This is a genomic window from Binatus sp. (SeqCode) (assembly GCF_050013435.1).
Taxonomy (GTDB): domain Bacteria; phylum Desulfobacterota; class Binatia; order Binatales; family Binataceae; genus Binatus.
Genome location: NZ_JBEKFG010000017.1, coordinates 1 through 15,387 on the forward strand (window position 1 = coordinate 1; position 15,387 = coordinate 15,387).

A 15,387-nucleotide genomic window follows, 5' to 3' on the forward strand; every position below is an offset into this window, starting at 1 on the left:
TGATCGCGGGCGTGGTCGCGCCGTTGAGTTCCCATTGCGCGCCGCCTTCGTAAATCGCGGTGTTGGGGCATTCCGGCTCGCACGCACCGCAGTTAATGCATTCTTCTGTTATTACCGTGGCCATTTTCGAGCTCCAATTCCGGTCATTGTTGAACCAGGTTGCCGCGTCCGGGCGGCGACGAAACGATTACACCGAAGCGCCACAATATCGACGCGCGGCAAACCGAGCAAGCATTTAAGGTTGTTGGTTGTCAACCGCCCGCGGTGTTTGCAATCCGCCGTGCGAGCTCCATGAACGCCCGGCTGGCGGGATGCTCGGGTTTGGCGATCGTTATCGGCACGCCTTCGTCGCCGGCCTGCCGCACGTCGGGATAGATCGGGATTCTTGCGAGCAGTTGGGTGCCTTCCTCCGCCGCCATCCGCTCGCCGCCGCCATGGCCAAAGAGTTCGTCGCGCTCGCCGCAATCGGGACAGACGAAATAGCTCATGTTCTCGACCACGCCGAGAATCGGACAATGCACCTGGCGAAACATCTTGACCGCGCGCGTCGCGTCGAGCAGCGCAACGTCCTGGGGCGTCGTCACGATCACGGCGCCGTCGAGCGAGACTTGCTGCGCGAGCGTCAACTGCGCGTCGCCGGTGCCGGGCGGAAGATCGACCACCAGAAAATCCTGGCTGCCCCACAGCGTGTCCATCAGGAATTGGCGCACCGCTCCCATCACCATTGGTCCGCGCCAGATAACCGGCGCCTTCTCGCCCAGGAAAAACCCGATCGAGATCATCTTCACGCCGTACTTTTCGATCGGGAAGAAATTCTGTCCGCCCGCCGGCTTGGGTCGCTCGTCGCCGGCGTTGAACATCATCGGTATCGACGGCCCGTACATGTCGGCGTCCAGCAGGCCGACGCTCAGCCCCAGTCGCGCCAGCGCCACCGCCAGGTTCGCCGCGACGGTGGATTTGCCGACTCCGCCCTTGCCGCTGCCCACCGCGATTATGTGCTTGGTGCCTTCCAGCCGCACCCGGCCGGTTTTTTCGCCCAGTTCGGCTTCGATTCGATGCACCCTGAGCTCGACGCTGGGCAGCCCAAGCTCGTGCGTGAGCGCATGCTGGATTCTCCCGGCCAGCTCGCGGATCACCTCGTCGCGCTCGGTGACCTGCCGAATCGTGATCGCGTAGCCGCCGCTATCCGCAGGCCGCGCATCCTCGACGATCCCAAGCGCAACGATATCGGCGCCGTAGCCGGGATACTTTACGTGTCCCAGCGCCTCGATAACCGCGTCGTTTTCTATCTGTCGTGCCACTAATGCGATTATCGCAGATGCATTAGCCCGTCGAAAGCATCGCGCGATGCCGCCGCCGTAGCTTGTGCGCTACGGGCGCTCCTGCGCGTAGTCCCACGAGATCGTGCGCGCCGGCTTGAAGCTCACCACCACGACCTTGTTGCCCTTGAGCGACTTCGCATACGCCTTGCCGAGTTTCTTGCCCAGGTACTCGACCGCCATCCGCTCCGTGCGTTTGTCGTCGATCTTTTCCTCGAGCGTCGCGCGCCCCTTCAGCACCACCGTCTTGTACGGCGCCTTCTTGGTATCGACCACCAGCGTCACGCGCGGATCGCGCACCAGGCATTTGTATTTGAACGCCTCTGGGCCGGTGTGAAAGACGATTTGCCCGTCGGCGTACTCGAACCAGGTCGGCACGGCGTGCGGCGCACCGTCAGGCGCCGTGACCGCGACCACCGCGACGATCGGCTTCTTGAGCAGCTTCTCGATATCTTTTTTCTTCATCGGCATGGGGACGGCATCTCCTGTGGCGGCGTCGCCTGGCAGCGGGTGAAAAGTCAAACATTGAAAAAGTAAAAACTCACTTGCCCTTGAAATTCGGCTTGCGCTTTTCGCGAAAGGCGCGGATACCCTCGCGCACGTCCTCGGACGGATTGGTGATCATCACGTTGAGCGCGGCGTCCTCGAGCGCATTCTCCAGCGTCATCTCGCGTTGCTTGTACATCATGCGTTTGGCCAGCCTTATTGCCAAGGGCGGTCCTTCCGCCAGCCGCCGCGCGAAATCGTTCACCCGCGCCTCGAGTTCCGCGTGCGGCACCACTTCGGTAACCAGCCCGAGGTCCAGCGCCGTCCGGGCGTCGTAGACTTCGGACAGCAGCGTCATCTTGAGTGCGCGATCCAATCCCATGAAGCGGGGAAAAAGGTACGCGCCGCCTTCGTCGCACAGCAGCGCGAACTTGAGCGCGGTGTCCCCCAGCCGCGCCTGGTCCGACGCGATTCTGAAATCGCACGAAAGCGCCAGCGTCAGGCCGCCTGCCACCGCCGCGCCGTTGATCGCCGCGATCACCGGTTTGTCGAAGCGATGCAACGACAGCACGAGCTGATGGAACCCCTCGCGCATCTCGAGCATGTGGCCCATCGGATGCCGGTGAAATCGCGAATGGCTCTCGGGCGCGCCGCTGATATCGCCGCCGGCGCAGAACGCGCGTCCGCTGCCCGTGATGATCAACACGCGGACCTCGTCGTCCTGGCGCGCGAGATCGATCGCCGCGCACATTTCCTCGACCATCGTCATGTTGTAGCCGTTCATCCGCTCGGCGCGATTGATCGTGATTTTCGCGACGTGCTCGCGCGCATCGTAGATGATCGTCTTGAAGTCCATCGTTGAGTTTACCTCCGTAATTAGCCTCTCCCTGGCATGGGAGCGGTGCGTAACTCAAGGCGTTGTCGCGGGCACGCTGGCCGCGCGAGATCCTTGGCTTCGCTCAGGATGACACGAGAAAAGCGAGCGGTAGCCCGTGTCATTCTAGAGCGAAAGTTGCTGAAGCGAAGAATCCCGGATCCGGCCCCTTTCGATCCCTATCTGCCCTTGAACGTCGGCGGGCGCTTCTCGAGGAACGCTTTGACGGCCTCGCGATGGTCCTCGGTCAGGCCGGTCATAATTTGCCCCCACGCCTCGCGGTCGAGCAGCTCGTTGAATTCGTGATTGATCGCCGCGTTGAGATTCGCCTTCATATATGAATAGGCAACCGACGGACCGTTGGCGATTCGCGACGCGATCGCATGCACCTCGTCGCGGAACGAGGCCGCCGGCACCACGCGATTTGCCAGTCCGATTCGCAATGCCTCGTCGGCGCCGATCATGTCGGCCAGGAAATATAATTCGCGCGCCTTGGCCGAACCGACCAGACGCGTCAGCGACCAGGTGCCGCCGTAATCACCCGAGAATCCGACCTTGGCGAACGCCGTGCCGAAACGCGCCGCGTCGGACGCGATCCTGATGTCGCACGCCATCGCCAGGCTCAGTCCCGCGCCGGCCGCCGGTCCGTTGACCGCCGCGATCGTCACTTTCGCCATCTCGTGCAGCATCAGCGACGCGTCTTCGCCGCGCCGCAGTCCCGCGACGAGATCCTCGACCGTCTGCGGCGCGCTCGACGCGCCCGCGCCCGCGCCCTCGTTGCGTTCGCGCATCCCGCGGATATCTCCGCCGGAGCAGAATCCGCGCCCCGCACCCGTCAGCACGACGGCGCCTATCTCGCGATTGGTCGCGGCGCGCCTGAGGTGGTCCACCAACCCGCCCATCATCTCGGCGCTCATCGCGTTGAGCTTGTCGGGCCGATTCATCGTGAGATAAAGGACGCGGTCTTTCAGTTCCGTGAGCAGATGGTCTGCCATTTATGGCCTCCAAAAATTCGGGTTCGATTCTGGTACTACTTCACGTCCGCCAATCTGTCGAGTGCCGCCGCTACCGCCTGGGTGCCGTCGAGGTCGTGACCGAGCGCCGCGGCCGCGTTGAACATCGAGGCCATCAGCGAAAGTCCGGGCAGCGCCAGCCCCGATTCACGCGCCGCCTCGGCCACCAGGCGCAGGTCCTTGCGAATCAGCTTGATAAAAAACCCGGGCCGATAATCGCCCGCGATTATTTTGGGACCGAGATTCGACAACTGCCACGACCCGGCCGCGCCCGCGCCTATCGCCTCGACCACCCGCGACGCATCCAGACCGCCGGCCCGCGCGAACTTGATCGCCTCGGCCGCCGCCTCCAGCGCAAGCGCCACCGCGATCTGATTGGCAAGCTTGGTCATCTGGCCCGCGCCCGACGCGCCCATATGCGTTATTCGCCGCCCAAGCCGCTCGAACAGCGGACGCGCTCGCTCGAACGCCGGCGCGCCTCCGCCAACCATTATCGCAAGCGTGCCGTCGCGTGCGCCGACGTCGCCGCCCGATACCGGCGCATCCAGGTAATCGACGCCGGCCGGCTTCAGCCGCGACGCGATCGCGCGCTCCGCCATCGGCGAAATAGTGCTCATATCGACGACCAGCTGCCCTGCGACGAGCGCGGGTTCGATCTTCGCGACCGTCGCCTCTACGTCAGGCGTGTCGGGCACCATGATAAACACCACATCCGCGCCCGCGGCGCAGGCGGCCGCGTCGGCGGCGACCGTCGCGCCGTCAGCGGCGATTGCTCGCGCCTTGTCGGCTGAGCGATTGAAGACGCGGACCCGAATGCCTGCGCCGATCAATCGTCGCGCCATCGGCGCGCCCATTATTCCGGTTCCGATCCATCCGATTTCCATGCGAAATGCCCCGCAAACGAAGAAGTGAGACGTCACCAACTGTGACTGTTCCCCTTCCCAGATGAAAAGGGAATGCGGAACCCGCAGCGGTGACCCCTGCACTCACCGTTAAGGCCGCGCTACGTTGTCACGCGCGCCGCCTGCCGACGGCTTAATACTGCGCTGCCGTCGCCACGGCCAGGAGTCACCCGTGCCCATCGCGTAGTCACGAAAAGATGCGCTGCGCAGATTTTCGCGTCTTCTTAACACTGCGGTGCAGGGCTCAGCCCTGCCCAAGGAGGTGTGAAACCCACGGTGGGTTCCGCATTCAATTAGTCATGGCTGCTCGCTCTACTACGCCGACTGCGCGTGCGAGCGCGGGCGGATCGAGTCGGCCAGCTCGGCGGCGAACCGGCGCGCATCCTCGGGTGTCAGCGTCGATATCGTCACGCGGATTCCAGGCGCGCTTTTGATTCGATAACACTCGCCCGCGCGAATCGCCCATCCTTTCGCCGCCATCGCGTTCACCACCGCCGCTTCTTCCGCGACCGGCACCCACACGTTCAGGCCCGAGCGTCCATGCGCCTCGATTCCGTGATATGCCAGCGCTTCGATCAGCGCGCGCCGTCGATAGGCGTAAGTGTCGGCCGCCGTCTGCAGCCGCGCGGGCGTCTTCGCATCCGCCCACATCATCGCGACGAGATCCTGCAGGATATGACTGACCCAGCGCGGCCCGAGACTCTGGCGGCCCTGGACTCGCGCCACCGTCAGCGCGTCACCCGCCATCACGCTGACCCGCAAATCGGGGCCGAGCGACTTCGACACCGACCGCACCGTCGCCCAGTGCTCGCGGCCTGCCGACAATGTGATCGCGGGCGCGCCGGCCACGGGACCGGCGTGATCGTCCTCGATCAACACGACTTCCGGAAAGCCGGCGAGGACGTGTCTCAACTCGATGGCGCGCTTTCGATCGAGTGCGGCGCCGCTGGGATTTTGCGCGCGCGGTGTCAGCACGAATGCCTTCGCGCCAAGCTTGAGCGCGCGGTTCAAATCCGCGGCGAGCGGCCCCGAGTCATCTATCGCGACCGGCTCCGCCACCAGCGCCAACGCGGCAACCAGGTCCAGCACGCCGGTGTAGCTCGGATCTTCGACCGCGACGACGTCGCCCGGCCGCAGATGGGCCTGCAACACGCGTTCGACGGCGTCCAGCGCGCCGCTGACGACCGCGATCGACTCCGCAGCGATCGCGTCGCGCTTGAATTGCCGCGCGGCAAGTTTTACCAGCGCGGCGCGATTCTCCGCGTCTCCGTATTTGCCCGGGGTTCCGTCCAGCCGCGCGAGATACGGTTTCAACGACGGGAGCATCGCCGGGTCCGGACCGCCGTCGGCCAGATTGCGCATCCCTGGCGCCGGCGGCGGGAAGACCGCGCGCGTCAACAGCGGCGGGCGGCGGTTGACGACGGTTCCGCGGCGCCCCGAACCGTGCACCAGCCCGCGCCCGCGCAGCGCGTTGTAGGCGGCCGCAACCGTGGTCGGACTGACCCGCAGCCGAGCCGCCAGCGCCCGCACGGTCGGCAGCCGCTCTCCGGCATGAAGCCGGCCGCTTCGAACTGCGTTTTCGATACTCGCGGCGATCTGGTTGCCTGAATGTCCGCGGATTTGATATTGTACCGATACGTTCATAGTTACGTACTGTAACAAAGAGGCGACGGACATGGAAGAGATAGTAGGGCGTTTTTCGCACGCGCAGCCCGCCCACCAAACCGGCGCGATCGCGCCCACCGCCCGCACCCGCGTCAAGCGTATCCCCAAGCGCGCCTGCTACGACCGCGACGCCATCTACTCCATCCTGGATACCGCGCTGGTATGCCACGTTGGTTTTGCGATAGGCCCGCAACCCTACGTGATTCCCACGCTTCACGTCCGTATCGCCGACCGGCTCTATGTTCACGGCTCGGCGGCGAGCCGGATGCTGGGCGCCGCCGCCGAAGGAACACCGCTCGCGGTCACGGTGACGCATATCGACGGCCTGGTGCTCGCGCGTTCCGCGTTCCATCATTCGGTCAACTACCGATCGGTCGTGATTCTGGGTGCTGCAACTTTGATCGGCGACCCGGCTGACAAGCTTGTCGTGATGAAGGGACTGATCGATCACGTGGCGCCGGGCCGTTGGGAGCATATCCGCCATCCCAATGAGAAAGAACTCGCGGCCACGTCGGTTCTGTCGATTCCGATCGTCGAGGCGTCGGCGAAACTCAGGAGCGGCGACCCGCTCGACGACGAAGCCGACTACGCGCTGCCGATTTGGGCGGGCCAGATTCCGATTGCGACGAATACGTTGACGCCGATCTTCGATGCGCGGGTCGATCCTTCGACTCCGGTTCCGGCGCACGTGAGGGAGTACCGGTTGCCTGCGAATCGAGGAGCAAGAATCACATGACGGCGATGGTGGTGATGGAGATGGGCAGATTTCTGATCAGCACGGATCGGTCCAAGCTCGACGTGGATGTAATTCACAAGTTTCTCGCGCGTTCGTACTGGGCGGCGGGAATCCCGCGCGAGACGGTGGCGCGTTCGATCGAAAATTCGCTGTGCTTCGGCGTTTACGACAACGCCAATCAAATTGGTTTCGCGCGCGTAATCTCCGACTTCGCGACGTACGCGTATATCGCCGACGTTTTCATCCTGGAGCCGTTCCGCGAACGCGGGCTTGCCAAGGAGTTGATGGCGTCGATCATGGCGCATCCGGATTTGCAGGGCCTGCGGCGATGGGGTCTCGGCACGCGCGACGCGCATGGGCTGTACGCGCAGTTCGGCTTCAGGACGGTCGACAATCCGTCGCCGATCATGATGGAAATCGTGAACTCGGAGATCTATTCGCGTGCTTGAATGGCCGGTACCGGCTGTTCTATAGAACAACTGTTAGGGATCGCAGCCGCCGGCTGACGCTCGTCGAGGGCGCGGCCAGGTGCGCATCACGCGGTCCCCGCCGGAGGCACTAGTGGATTTCAATTTCAGCGCCGAAGACGAGGCGTTTCGCGAGGAGTTCCGCAGCTGGCTCCATGCCAACCTGCCAAAGGGGAAGGCCGAAGACGCCGGCGACTCGATGCGCGAAGACGTCAGCGAAGCCAGCCCGGACGAATGGAAGCGACGAGTCGAGTGGCACAAGAAGATGCACGCGGGCGGATGGGTCGGAATCAGCTGGCCCAAGGAATACGGCGGACGCGGCGCGACGCTCACGCAGCAAATCATCTACAACCAGGAGCTCGCGAAAGTTGACTCGCCGGTGCTGGTCAACGGACTGGGCATCATGCTGGCCGGTCCGACGATCATTCATTGGGGCACCGAAGAGCAGAAAAAACGCCACGTTCCGAAAATTCTTTCGGCGGAAGAACTCTGGTGCCAGGGATATTCCGAGCCGGACGCAGGCTCCGACGTGGCCAGCCTCAAGACGCGCGCCATCGAGGAAGGCGACTACTTTATCGTCAACGGCCAGAAGGTCTGGACCTCCGACGCGCATCACGCGGACATGTGTCTGCTGCTGGTCCGCACCGATCCCGAGGCGCCCAAGCATAAGGGGATCAGCTACATCCTGGTCGATATGCACAGTCCCGGTGTGACCGTGCGCCCGCTGGTGCAGATCACGGGCGACGCGAATTTCAACGAGGTCTTCTTCGAGGACGTGAAGGTGCCGAAGAAGAACCTGATCGGCGAAAAAAATCAGGGATGGCAGGTCGCGATCACCACGCTGATGTTCGAGCGGTCGGGAATCGGCGGCGGGCGCGACCTGATGGCCCAGGTCAAGGAACTGGTCGAGCTGGCCAAGACGATCCGCGGCAACGGACACACGGCGTGGGAAGATACCAGCGTGCGCCAGAAGCTGGGCGGCTTCGCGTGCGAGGCGGCTGCGCTGCGCTACACGGGCTTTCGGCAACTGACGCGCCGGCTCAAGGGCCTGCCGCCGGGGCCCGAGGGCTCGGTGCTCAAGCTGTGCAACAGCGAACTCAACGTGCGCATGAACAAGTTCGCGATGGAGATGCTGGGGCCGTACAGCCAGATGGAATTCAAGGCGCCGTATGCGCTGGACAAAGGCAAGTGGTCGTATCGGATGCTCGCATCGCGGGCGCTGACGATCGCCGGCGGCACCAGCGAAATCCAGCACAACATCATCGGCGAGCGCGTGCTCGGATTGCCCAAGGGCTAGTCGCTTTCCAACTGAGCGTTAATCGGCGAAGGGTGGCCCGGCTGCGGGTCGCCCTTCTTTTTTCGGCAATGGAAAGCGGGGAGTTTTTCGAACAAGGAGTCCAAGCATGGAAGGCCGCCTGGGGATTGTCGAAAGCGACTCCCGCGCCATCCCCCGGCGCGGCTAATCCCCGGTTCCTGACAGGCTCACAGTTCGCGGCCCGCTCGAACCGTTGTTGTTGACCGTGAGGAGGCCGGTGCGCAGTCCCGTTGCGGTCGGAGTGAAGACCACGCCATAGGCGCATTTCTTTTTTGGTTTCAGCGCCCCGCCGCAGAGCTTCGAGAGCGCGAAGTCGCCAGTCACTTGCGCACCGATCAGCGTTATCGACACTGTGCCCTTGTTGGCCGCGGTTACTTTCTTTGCTTTGCTCTGCTTGCCTAACTTCGCGGCAAAAGTCGCGGAGCTTGGTGAGACATCCAGCGCCGCTGCGACGGTCGGCATCGGCGTCGGCGTGAAGGTCGCTGTTACAGTTGGCGTCGCGGTCGCAGTCGGAGTGGAAGTGGATGTCGGCGTGGCCGTCGCGGTCGGCGATGCGGTCGCGGTGGGCGTCGCGGTGCGCGTCGAAGTTGCCGTCGCGGTGGGCGACGCGGTCGCGGTGGGCGACGGGGTGCCGGTGGCAGTCGCGGTGATTGACGGAGTTGGTGTGGGAGCCGGGGTTGCGGAACCGGTGGCGGCAGGCGTTGAGGTGGGCGTCGTGCCGGGCGATCCCTCGCCGCTCAGCTCAAATATTCCGCGCCCGTGGGTTGCGGCGAAGACTACACCGCTCAGATTCTGCTCGATATCGAAAACTGCGACGGCAGGAATCACCCCGAGATTGAAGGCCGCCCAGGTCGATCCGCCGTCGGTCGTCCTGAAAATGCCAATGTCGGTTGCGGCCAGCACAGTGTTCGCCGTGGAGTCGTTGCGATCGACCAGCAATCGCAACACTGGAACGTCGGGCAGCGCGTCTGCGGGCGGCGGAATCTGGAGGGTGGGATTGCCGTCGGCCTGCGTCCATGTGCCGCCGAAGTCCGTGGTCACGAAAATGTGACCCATACCGGTAGCAGCCGTGAAACCGGAAAGGCTCAGGTAGGCAGTGCTGTAATCGAAGGGGTCAACGGCAATTCCGGTCGCCTGCGTGGCATTGGGAAACACGATTGGCGGCAGTTGCGAGGTCTTGTTGGTCCACTCGGCGCCATTGGGCTGGCTGGGGCTGACCTGGAGGTCGGCCTGGTCGGTGGTGAAGATTTGGAAAGGCGTGGGACTAAAGGTCGTGCTGGTCTCCATCGAGAGCGCGTACGCCTTGGTATCGTCGGAAGGCGCGATCTCGAGATCCTCGAGCGCGCAAGCGCCGCTGTTGCATCCGCCGGTCAAATTTTGAGTCGTTTGCGGCGCCCAGGTCGCCATCCCGTCATTCGACACGTAAACCGAATGCGCGCCAAACAAGACGCGCTCGGCGACGGCCGGATCGCTCGCGAGCGGCGGATAGTAGGCCGCGCCGTCGTCGCCCACCGTCGCCATCGCAGTCTGCAGTGCCGCACTCGAAGCGGCGGAGTTGAAAGTGACTCCGCCGTCGGTCGAGCGCGAAACCCATGCTCCGACTGAGGTGGTCGCGAACGTATGATAGGCGAACAGCGGATTCACCGTGTCGAAGAGCGCGGATCCGCCGTCGAGGTTATCCACTTCTGTCCAGCTCGACGCCGGCGGCTGCGTAGCGTCGAAGAGGGCGGTGCCGTTGTCCTGAAATCCCGCCAAAGCCACGGCGCTGTTAGTTGGATGAGGACCGACCGAATCCGCCTGGGCAACGCCGATGCTCGCGTTGAGGGCGGCCCAGGTGAGAGTGTGGGCGTCGAAGCGATAAAGCCCGCCGTCGTTGCCGAGGAAGAAGCTGTGCGCGCTTGCGGGATCGAACGCGATCGCGTGTTGATCCGAATGGGTTCCACCGCTCGGCGCGAGCGAGGTCCAACTGGTCCCGGAGTTGATCGAGCGGTAGATTCCGATGCCGCCGAACACGATGGTTGCGCCGGTTGTGTCGGCGGGATCGATCGCCAGCGTCTGGTCGAAGAATGACTCGGAAAAGTTGCTCGAGTTGGCTCCGTCGATAGTCGTGTCGCCGACCGTCGCGCTCGGCACCGACGCCTGAGTCCAGGTGACTCCGTCGTTGGCGGACTTGTAGAATCCCGCGAATTCGATACCGTCAGCCGCGCCGATCATCGCATACGCAACGCCGTCGGCGGCAGCTACGCTCGCGCGGCCGACGCCGCCGCTCAAGTTGGGCAGGCTGGCGGGCGTCCAGCTGAATCCGGAATTCGACGAGCGGAACACGCCGGCTCCGAGAATCGAGACCAGAACCGTGGTCGGTGACGCGGGGTCGATCACCACTGACTCCGCCGGACATGGATCGCTGGTGAAGTACGGGCATGCGCCGAAGGTTCCCGCGGGATATGGAATCCAGGACTCGCCGCCGTCGGCTGAACGCCATAGCCCGTCTTGACTGAAATCGCCCTCGACCCACGACGCGTCCGCCCGGTTCGCGCTCGAGCCGTAAGTTACTGCCGCGTAAATTGTTCGCGGCGTCTGCGTGGTATCGACCGCGATTGAGGCGATCGACGCGTGCGCGAAATTGCTTGCGCCCAGTTGCGTCCAGGTAGTGCCGAGATCGCTCGAGACGAACACTCCTTCGCCATAGTATGAATCGGCCGAGCCGTTGCCTTCTCCACTGCCGACGTAGAGCGTTGGATTTGGACTGGTGGTGGTGTCAAGCGCGAGCGCGCCGATCGACAGCGTGGGCTCGAGATCGAATATCGGCACGAATGCCGCGGTTGCATTGGCGCGCATCCACACTCCCCCGTCGCCGGTGCCGGCGAACATCCGTCCGCTCACGGTCGGGTCTGCGATTAGGGCGGTAACCCGTCCCGTCGCGCCGGCGAGTGCGATCCCCAGTGAAACTCCGCCGAAGGCGGGAATCTCATCAATCAATGGCAGGGGACCAAGCGCGCTCCACGCCAGAGAAGCAGCCGCTTGCGGCGAGTCCGTCGCATCCAGCCTGGCGCTTCCGACTGCTTTGAGTTCCTGCAGGCGCATCTGGGCGATCGCCGCGCCATACGCACCGGGCGGCACTCCAAAGTTCAGTCCGCGCCGGCTGAGCAGGAATGCCTCGCGCGCCACCCGGTCGCGCGCGTGCAGAGATCCGGGCGCGTTGCGGTTAGCGCGCGCCGATCGCGACGTTGCGCTCTGCGGTAGAGACAGCACTACCCCGAGACCCGCTGCGAGCAGCAAGCCGCCCGCGGCGGCGAGAGGCCATGGCGAAAAACGTCTGGACAAAGCGAAGACCCCCCTTAGACCTGCGTCCAGTGGTCACTTTACTCCCACAACATATACGACCCAAATATATAATGAGTATATCGTCGATTACCTATTTAGTATTGCCCCCGTCTATCTGAGTATTCCTTCGCCCATGATAGGCAGCGCTTGGCCCTGCACGTCACACCTCGATCACGCAGGGAACGAAATTGCGCTGAATCTGAGCGACGGGCTTGACCCGAAACTCCATGATGCGCCCGTTGGCCGGGTGCTTGACCGGTGCTCGAAGGAATGCGCCTTGTATTTGCGGCGCTTCTGGTTGTAGAGAGACTAAGTCAACGTTCGTCAGGCTCATGGGGACAGACGGCATGAACAGTTTTGTGGCGAGTCGAACGCTCGCTGAATATCCGCGCGGCGCCCATCGATGGTCTCTGCTGCTGCTGACGGTGCTCGCTTCGATTCTGGGCGCGTACGACTTCCAGCTGGCTCCCCTGTTGCCAATCCTGCTTCCGTACCTGCACCTGAGCCACGTCGCGTACGGCGCATTCATAACTTTTGCCGTGCTGATTTCTGGAATCTCCGCGTTTTTCGGCGGTCCGCTGGCAGACCGCTACGGCCGCGTCCTGATAATCGATATATGTCTCGGCTGTGTCACGGGCCTGTTGTTCCTGAACGTGTTGATCAACGGCATCGTCTCGTTCGTGATTTTGCGCACCTTGATGGGAATCGTGGCGGGTCTGACGGCGGGCGCGCTGGCGGCGCTGGTGCGCGATATGTCGCCGCGGCTCAGCCGGGCGCTGGCCTTCGGACTGCTGACGATCGGTCCGGTCGGCGCGGCCTTCCTCGCCAACTACGTAGCGGGAGCGACGCTGCCGATTTATCACACGTGGCAATCGCAGATTTGGATAATGGGATTCTTCGCGGTCGTGATGTACATCCCGATTGTGCTCTGGCTGTGCGATCTAAGTCCGGAACTGCGCATGAAGATTATGAAGACTGAGATCCAGGCGCTCGCCGCCGAGGGACGCCTGCCGTCGGCCTCCGAACTTCCTTCCAGCACCAGCGACGCTTTCAGGCGCCTGCTCGGTCATTTCGAGGTCTGGCTGCTCGTCATCGGGATAAGCGCGAACCTGACGCTGTATTTTGCGATCCAGGGTTTCGGGCCGTTGATGTTCACCGAGGCGTTTCATTACACGCCTGCCGAAGCGGCGAAGATGAATGGATACTTCTGGCTGGCGAACCTCGGCGCCCTGGTGCTGACGGGGCTGGTCTCCGATCGCCTGCAAACGCGCAAACCGATCGCAATCTTCGGCGCAACGCTCGCCTCGATCCTGATGGCGTGGTGGATTCCAACCTTCGGTCACGGGCTTCCACACGCCACGATGGCGATGGTCGCGTCGCTGATGGGATGCTTCCTGGCAATCGGCTACGTGCCGTGGGCTGCGCAGTTCTCCGAGACGCTCGAGGACGTCTCCCCCGCTCTGCAAGCGACCGGGTGGGCTTTCTTCGGGCTGGTCGCGCGCGGATGGGTCGCAATCTCAGCGCCACTGTCGCTCTACGTCGCGGTTCATTACGGATGGGGTCAGTGGGTGAAGGTCGCCCTGGGCGGAATGATACTCTACATCGTCGCGATGGCGTTCACTCGCGGCCATGCGGCGGCTGAAGAGCACGCTCGAACCGCCCCAGCAACCGATCACGCGGCCTCCGGCGGCTGAGGCCCGCAAAAGGGGGTTCGGTCGGGATGACACGAAAAATGAACGCGCGGGCGGGCAGCGGGAGCTCGTGCACCTAGACGCCGAGGCGCGCGGGGCGCGGCTGTTTCTCGGGCGCCCTTGTTCCTGTTAGTTTCAATGCATACTTGCAGTCCGTCTGCGAAGGCGGCCGCGCACGACAATGACCGAACGAAGCGAATCCAGCGCGACGGCGAATCCGCGCCATGCATTACTCACCGGATGGGGCCGCTATCCGCTCTCAGAGAGCGACATCTACCGCCCCGAGAAAATCGCCGAACTGCAAGCGGTCGTGACCGCCGACGCAACCTCGCTAATCGCGCGCGGCGCCGGCCGTGCCTACGGTGACGCGGCGCTGAACGATCAAAATCGCGTCGTCGATCTGACGCGGCTCAATCGGATGCTCTCCTTCGATCCCGCCACCGGAATCCTGCGATGCGAGGCCGGCGTCACGATCGACGAGTTGATCGACGTCTTTCTCCCGCGCGGTTTCTTTCCGCCGGTGACGCCGGGCACCCGCTTCGTCACGCTTGGCGGATCGATCGCGGCCGACGTGCACGGCAAGAATCACCATCGCGACTCCTCATTGGCCTCGCACGTGATCAGCTTCGACCTGATGATCGCGTCGGGCGAGGTGCTTCGATGCTCGCGCGAGGAAAACGCCGAGCTGTTCCGGGCGACGGTGGGCGGGATGGGTCTGACCGGCGTCATCCTCGAACTGGAACTGAGGATGCGGCGCGTCGAGAGCGCTTATCTCGATGGCGAGTTGATCCGCGCGGGCAATATCGACGCCGCGATCGAGGCTTTCGAGCGCGCCGACGCCGAGTGGGGCTATTCGGTCGCGTGGATCGATTGCGCCAGCCAGATGGGCGCGCTGGGGCGCTCGGTGCTCAACGTCGGCAACTTTGCGACGCTCGACCGGCTGCCGCGAAATCTGGCGCAAAATCCGCTGGGCACGATACCGCGGCTCAGCCCAATGGTTCCGTTCGACCTGCCGGGATTTGCGCTGAATCGGTTTACCGTCAAGGCGTTCAACGCGGTCTATTACGCCCTTCATCGCGAAACCGCGGCCCACACCATCTTCGACTACGAGAGTTTTTTCTACCCGCTCGACTCGATCCGGAACTGGAATCGAATCTATGGAAAACGGGGCTTCATCCAGTATCAATGCGTGTGGCCGCCCGACGAGAGCCGCGCGGGACTGGTCGAAGTGCTCGAGGCCATCAGCCGCAGCCGGCGCGGATCGTTTCTCGCCGTACTCAAGAAGTTCGGCGCGCAAGACGGCCTGCTTTCCTTCCCGATGCCCGGCTACACGCTCGCACTCGACTTCCCGATGACGGAAGGACTGCTGGAATTTCTTGACTCGATCGACGCGATGGTGCTGAAGCGCGGCGGGCGCGTGTACCTGGCCAAGGATGCGCGCCTTTCTGCGGAGACGTTTCGCGCGATGTATCCGAATCTCGCCAATTGGCAGGCGGCGAAGGCCGTCGCCGATCCCGACAACCGCTTCTCGTCGAGCCTGTCGCGCAGGCTTGGGATGTGTCCCGCCTGAAAAACGGCGCAAGCTCTATCGCACG

Annotated in this window: 13 protein-coding genes; 5 read left to right on the forward strand and 8 right to left on the reverse strand. The window is 63.6% G+C overall.

Annotated features, from left to right (window positions below; translation table 11 throughout):
* From ABSB13_RS05265 to ABSB13_RS05295, 7 genes are all read right to left on the reverse strand, one after another.
* On the reverse strand, positions 1–124 hold a 124-nt coding region (locus tag ABSB13_RS05265; protein ID WP_428106217.1), incomplete at its 3' end, for a 4Fe-4S binding protein.
* 127 nt (positions 125–251) lie between these two features.
* Positions 252–1,301, reverse strand: a complete 1,050-nt coding sequence (locus ABSB13_RS05270) for an Mrp/NBP35 family ATP-binding protein (protein WP_428106131.1) — start codon at positions 1,299–1,301, stop codon at positions 252–254.
* Between the two features lie 69 nt (positions 1,302–1,370).
* Positions 1,371–1,790: a pyridoxamine 5'-phosphate oxidase family protein gene (locus tag ABSB13_RS05275; protein WP_428106132.1), complete on the reverse strand. Its 420-nt coding sequence runs from the start codon at positions 1,788–1,790 to the stop codon at positions 1,371–1,373.
* Positions 1,791–1,860: 70 nt separating this feature from the next.
* Positions 1,861–2,661: an enoyl-CoA hydratase/isomerase family protein gene (locus tag ABSB13_RS05280; protein ID WP_428106134.1), complete on the reverse strand. Its 801-nt coding sequence runs from the start codon at positions 2,659–2,661 to the stop codon at positions 1,861–1,863.
* A gap of 197 nt (positions 2,662–2,858) precedes the next feature.
* The gene (locus ABSB13_RS05285) at positions 2,859–3,674 is read right to left on the reverse strand and encodes an enoyl-CoA hydratase (protein ID WP_428106136.1); all 816 of its coding nucleotides are present in this window, start codon (positions 3,672–3,674) and stop codon (positions 2,859–2,861) included.
* Between the two features lie 35 nt (positions 3,675–3,709).
* Positions 3,710–4,576, reverse strand: coding sequence for an NAD(P)-dependent oxidoreductase (locus ABSB13_RS05290; protein ID WP_428106138.1), 867 nt, complete (start codon positions 4,574–4,576; stop codon positions 3,710–3,712).
* 333 nt (positions 4,577–4,909) lie between these two features.
* A complete protein-coding gene (locus tag ABSB13_RS05295) occupies positions 4,910–6,238 on the reverse strand; it encodes an aminotransferase class I/II-fold pyridoxal phosphate-dependent enzyme (RefSeq protein WP_428106140.1) in 1,329 nt (442 codons plus the stop codon).
* Between the two features lie 31 nt (positions 6,239–6,269).
* Here ABSB13_RS05295 and ABSB13_RS05300 point away from each other — a divergent pair, with 31 nt between their 5' ends.
* From ABSB13_RS05300 to ABSB13_RS05310, 3 genes are all read left to right on the forward strand, one after another.
* On the forward strand, positions 6,270–6,995 hold the full coding sequence (locus ABSB13_RS05300) for a pyridoxamine 5'-phosphate oxidase family protein (RefSeq protein ID WP_428106143.1): 726 nt from the start codon (positions 6,270–6,272) through the stop codon (positions 6,993–6,995).
* A complete protein-coding gene (locus tag ABSB13_RS05305) occupies positions 6,992–7,444 on the forward strand; it encodes a GNAT family N-acetyltransferase (RefSeq protein WP_428106145.1) in 453 nt (150 codons plus the stop codon). Before ABSB13_RS05300 ends, ABSB13_RS05305 begins: the two co-directional genes overlap by 4 nt.
* A 112-nt stretch (positions 7,445–7,556) precedes the next feature.
* Positions 7,557–8,759 (forward strand): acyl-CoA dehydrogenase, encoded by a 1,203-nt coding sequence (locus ABSB13_RS05310; RefSeq protein WP_428106146.1) that lies wholly within the window; start codon positions 7,557–7,559, stop codon positions 8,757–8,759.
* Between the two features lie 162 nt (positions 8,760–8,921).
* Here ABSB13_RS05310 and ABSB13_RS05315 read toward each other — a convergent pair whose 3' ends face one another.
* Complete coding sequence (locus ABSB13_RS05315) at positions 8,922–11,945, reverse strand: hypothetical protein (RefSeq protein ID WP_428106149.1); 3,024 nt, start codon at positions 11,943–11,945, stop codon at positions 8,922–8,924.
* A 515-nt stretch (positions 11,946–12,460) separates the two neighbouring features.
* Here ABSB13_RS05315 and ABSB13_RS05320 point away from each other — a divergent pair.
* A complete protein-coding gene (locus tag ABSB13_RS05320) occupies positions 12,461–13,795 on the forward strand; it encodes an MFS transporter (protein WP_428106150.1) in 1,335 nt (444 codons plus the stop codon).
* Between the two features lie 178 nt (positions 13,796–13,973).
* On the forward strand, positions 13,974–15,362 hold the full coding sequence (locus tag ABSB13_RS05325; RefSeq protein ID WP_428106152.1) for an FAD-binding protein: 1,389 nt from the start codon (positions 13,974–13,976) through the stop codon (positions 15,360–15,362).
* The last annotated feature ends 25 nt before the right edge of the window (positions 15,363–15,387 follow it).

Excerpts from the sequence above, each read along its gene's own strand:
- ABSB13_RS05275 (WP_428106132.1), bottom strand. The coding sequence starts at position 1,790 with ATGCCGATGAAGAAAAAAGATATCGAGAAGCTGCTCAAGAAGCCGATC.
- ABSB13_RS05280 (WP_428106134.1), bottom strand. The coding sequence starts at position 2,661 with ATGGACTTCAAGACGATCATCTACGATGCGCGCGAGCACGTCGCGAAA.
- ABSB13_RS05285 (WP_428106136.1), bottom strand. The coding sequence starts at position 3,674 with ATGGCAGACCATCTGCTCACGGAACTGAAAGACCGCGTCCTTTATCTC.
- ABSB13_RS05290 (WP_428106138.1), bottom strand. The coding sequence starts at position 4,576 with ATGGAAATCGGATGGATCGGAACCGGAATAATGGGCGCGCCGATGGCG.
- ABSB13_RS05295 (WP_428106140.1), bottom strand. The coding sequence starts at position 6,238 with ATGAACGTATCGGTACAATATCAAATCCGCGGACATTCAGGCAACCAG.
- ABSB13_RS05300 (WP_428106143.1), top strand. The coding sequence starts at position 6,270 with ATGGAAGAGATAGTAGGGCGTTTTTCGCACGCGCAGCCCGCCCACCAA.
- ABSB13_RS05305 (WP_428106145.1), top strand. The coding sequence starts at position 6,992 with ATGACGGCGATGGTGGTGATGGAGATGGGCAGATTTCTGATCAGCACG.
- ABSB13_RS05325 (WP_428106152.1), top strand. The coding sequence starts at position 13,974 with ATGACCGAACGAAGCGAATCCAGCGCGACGGCGAATCCGCGCCATGCA.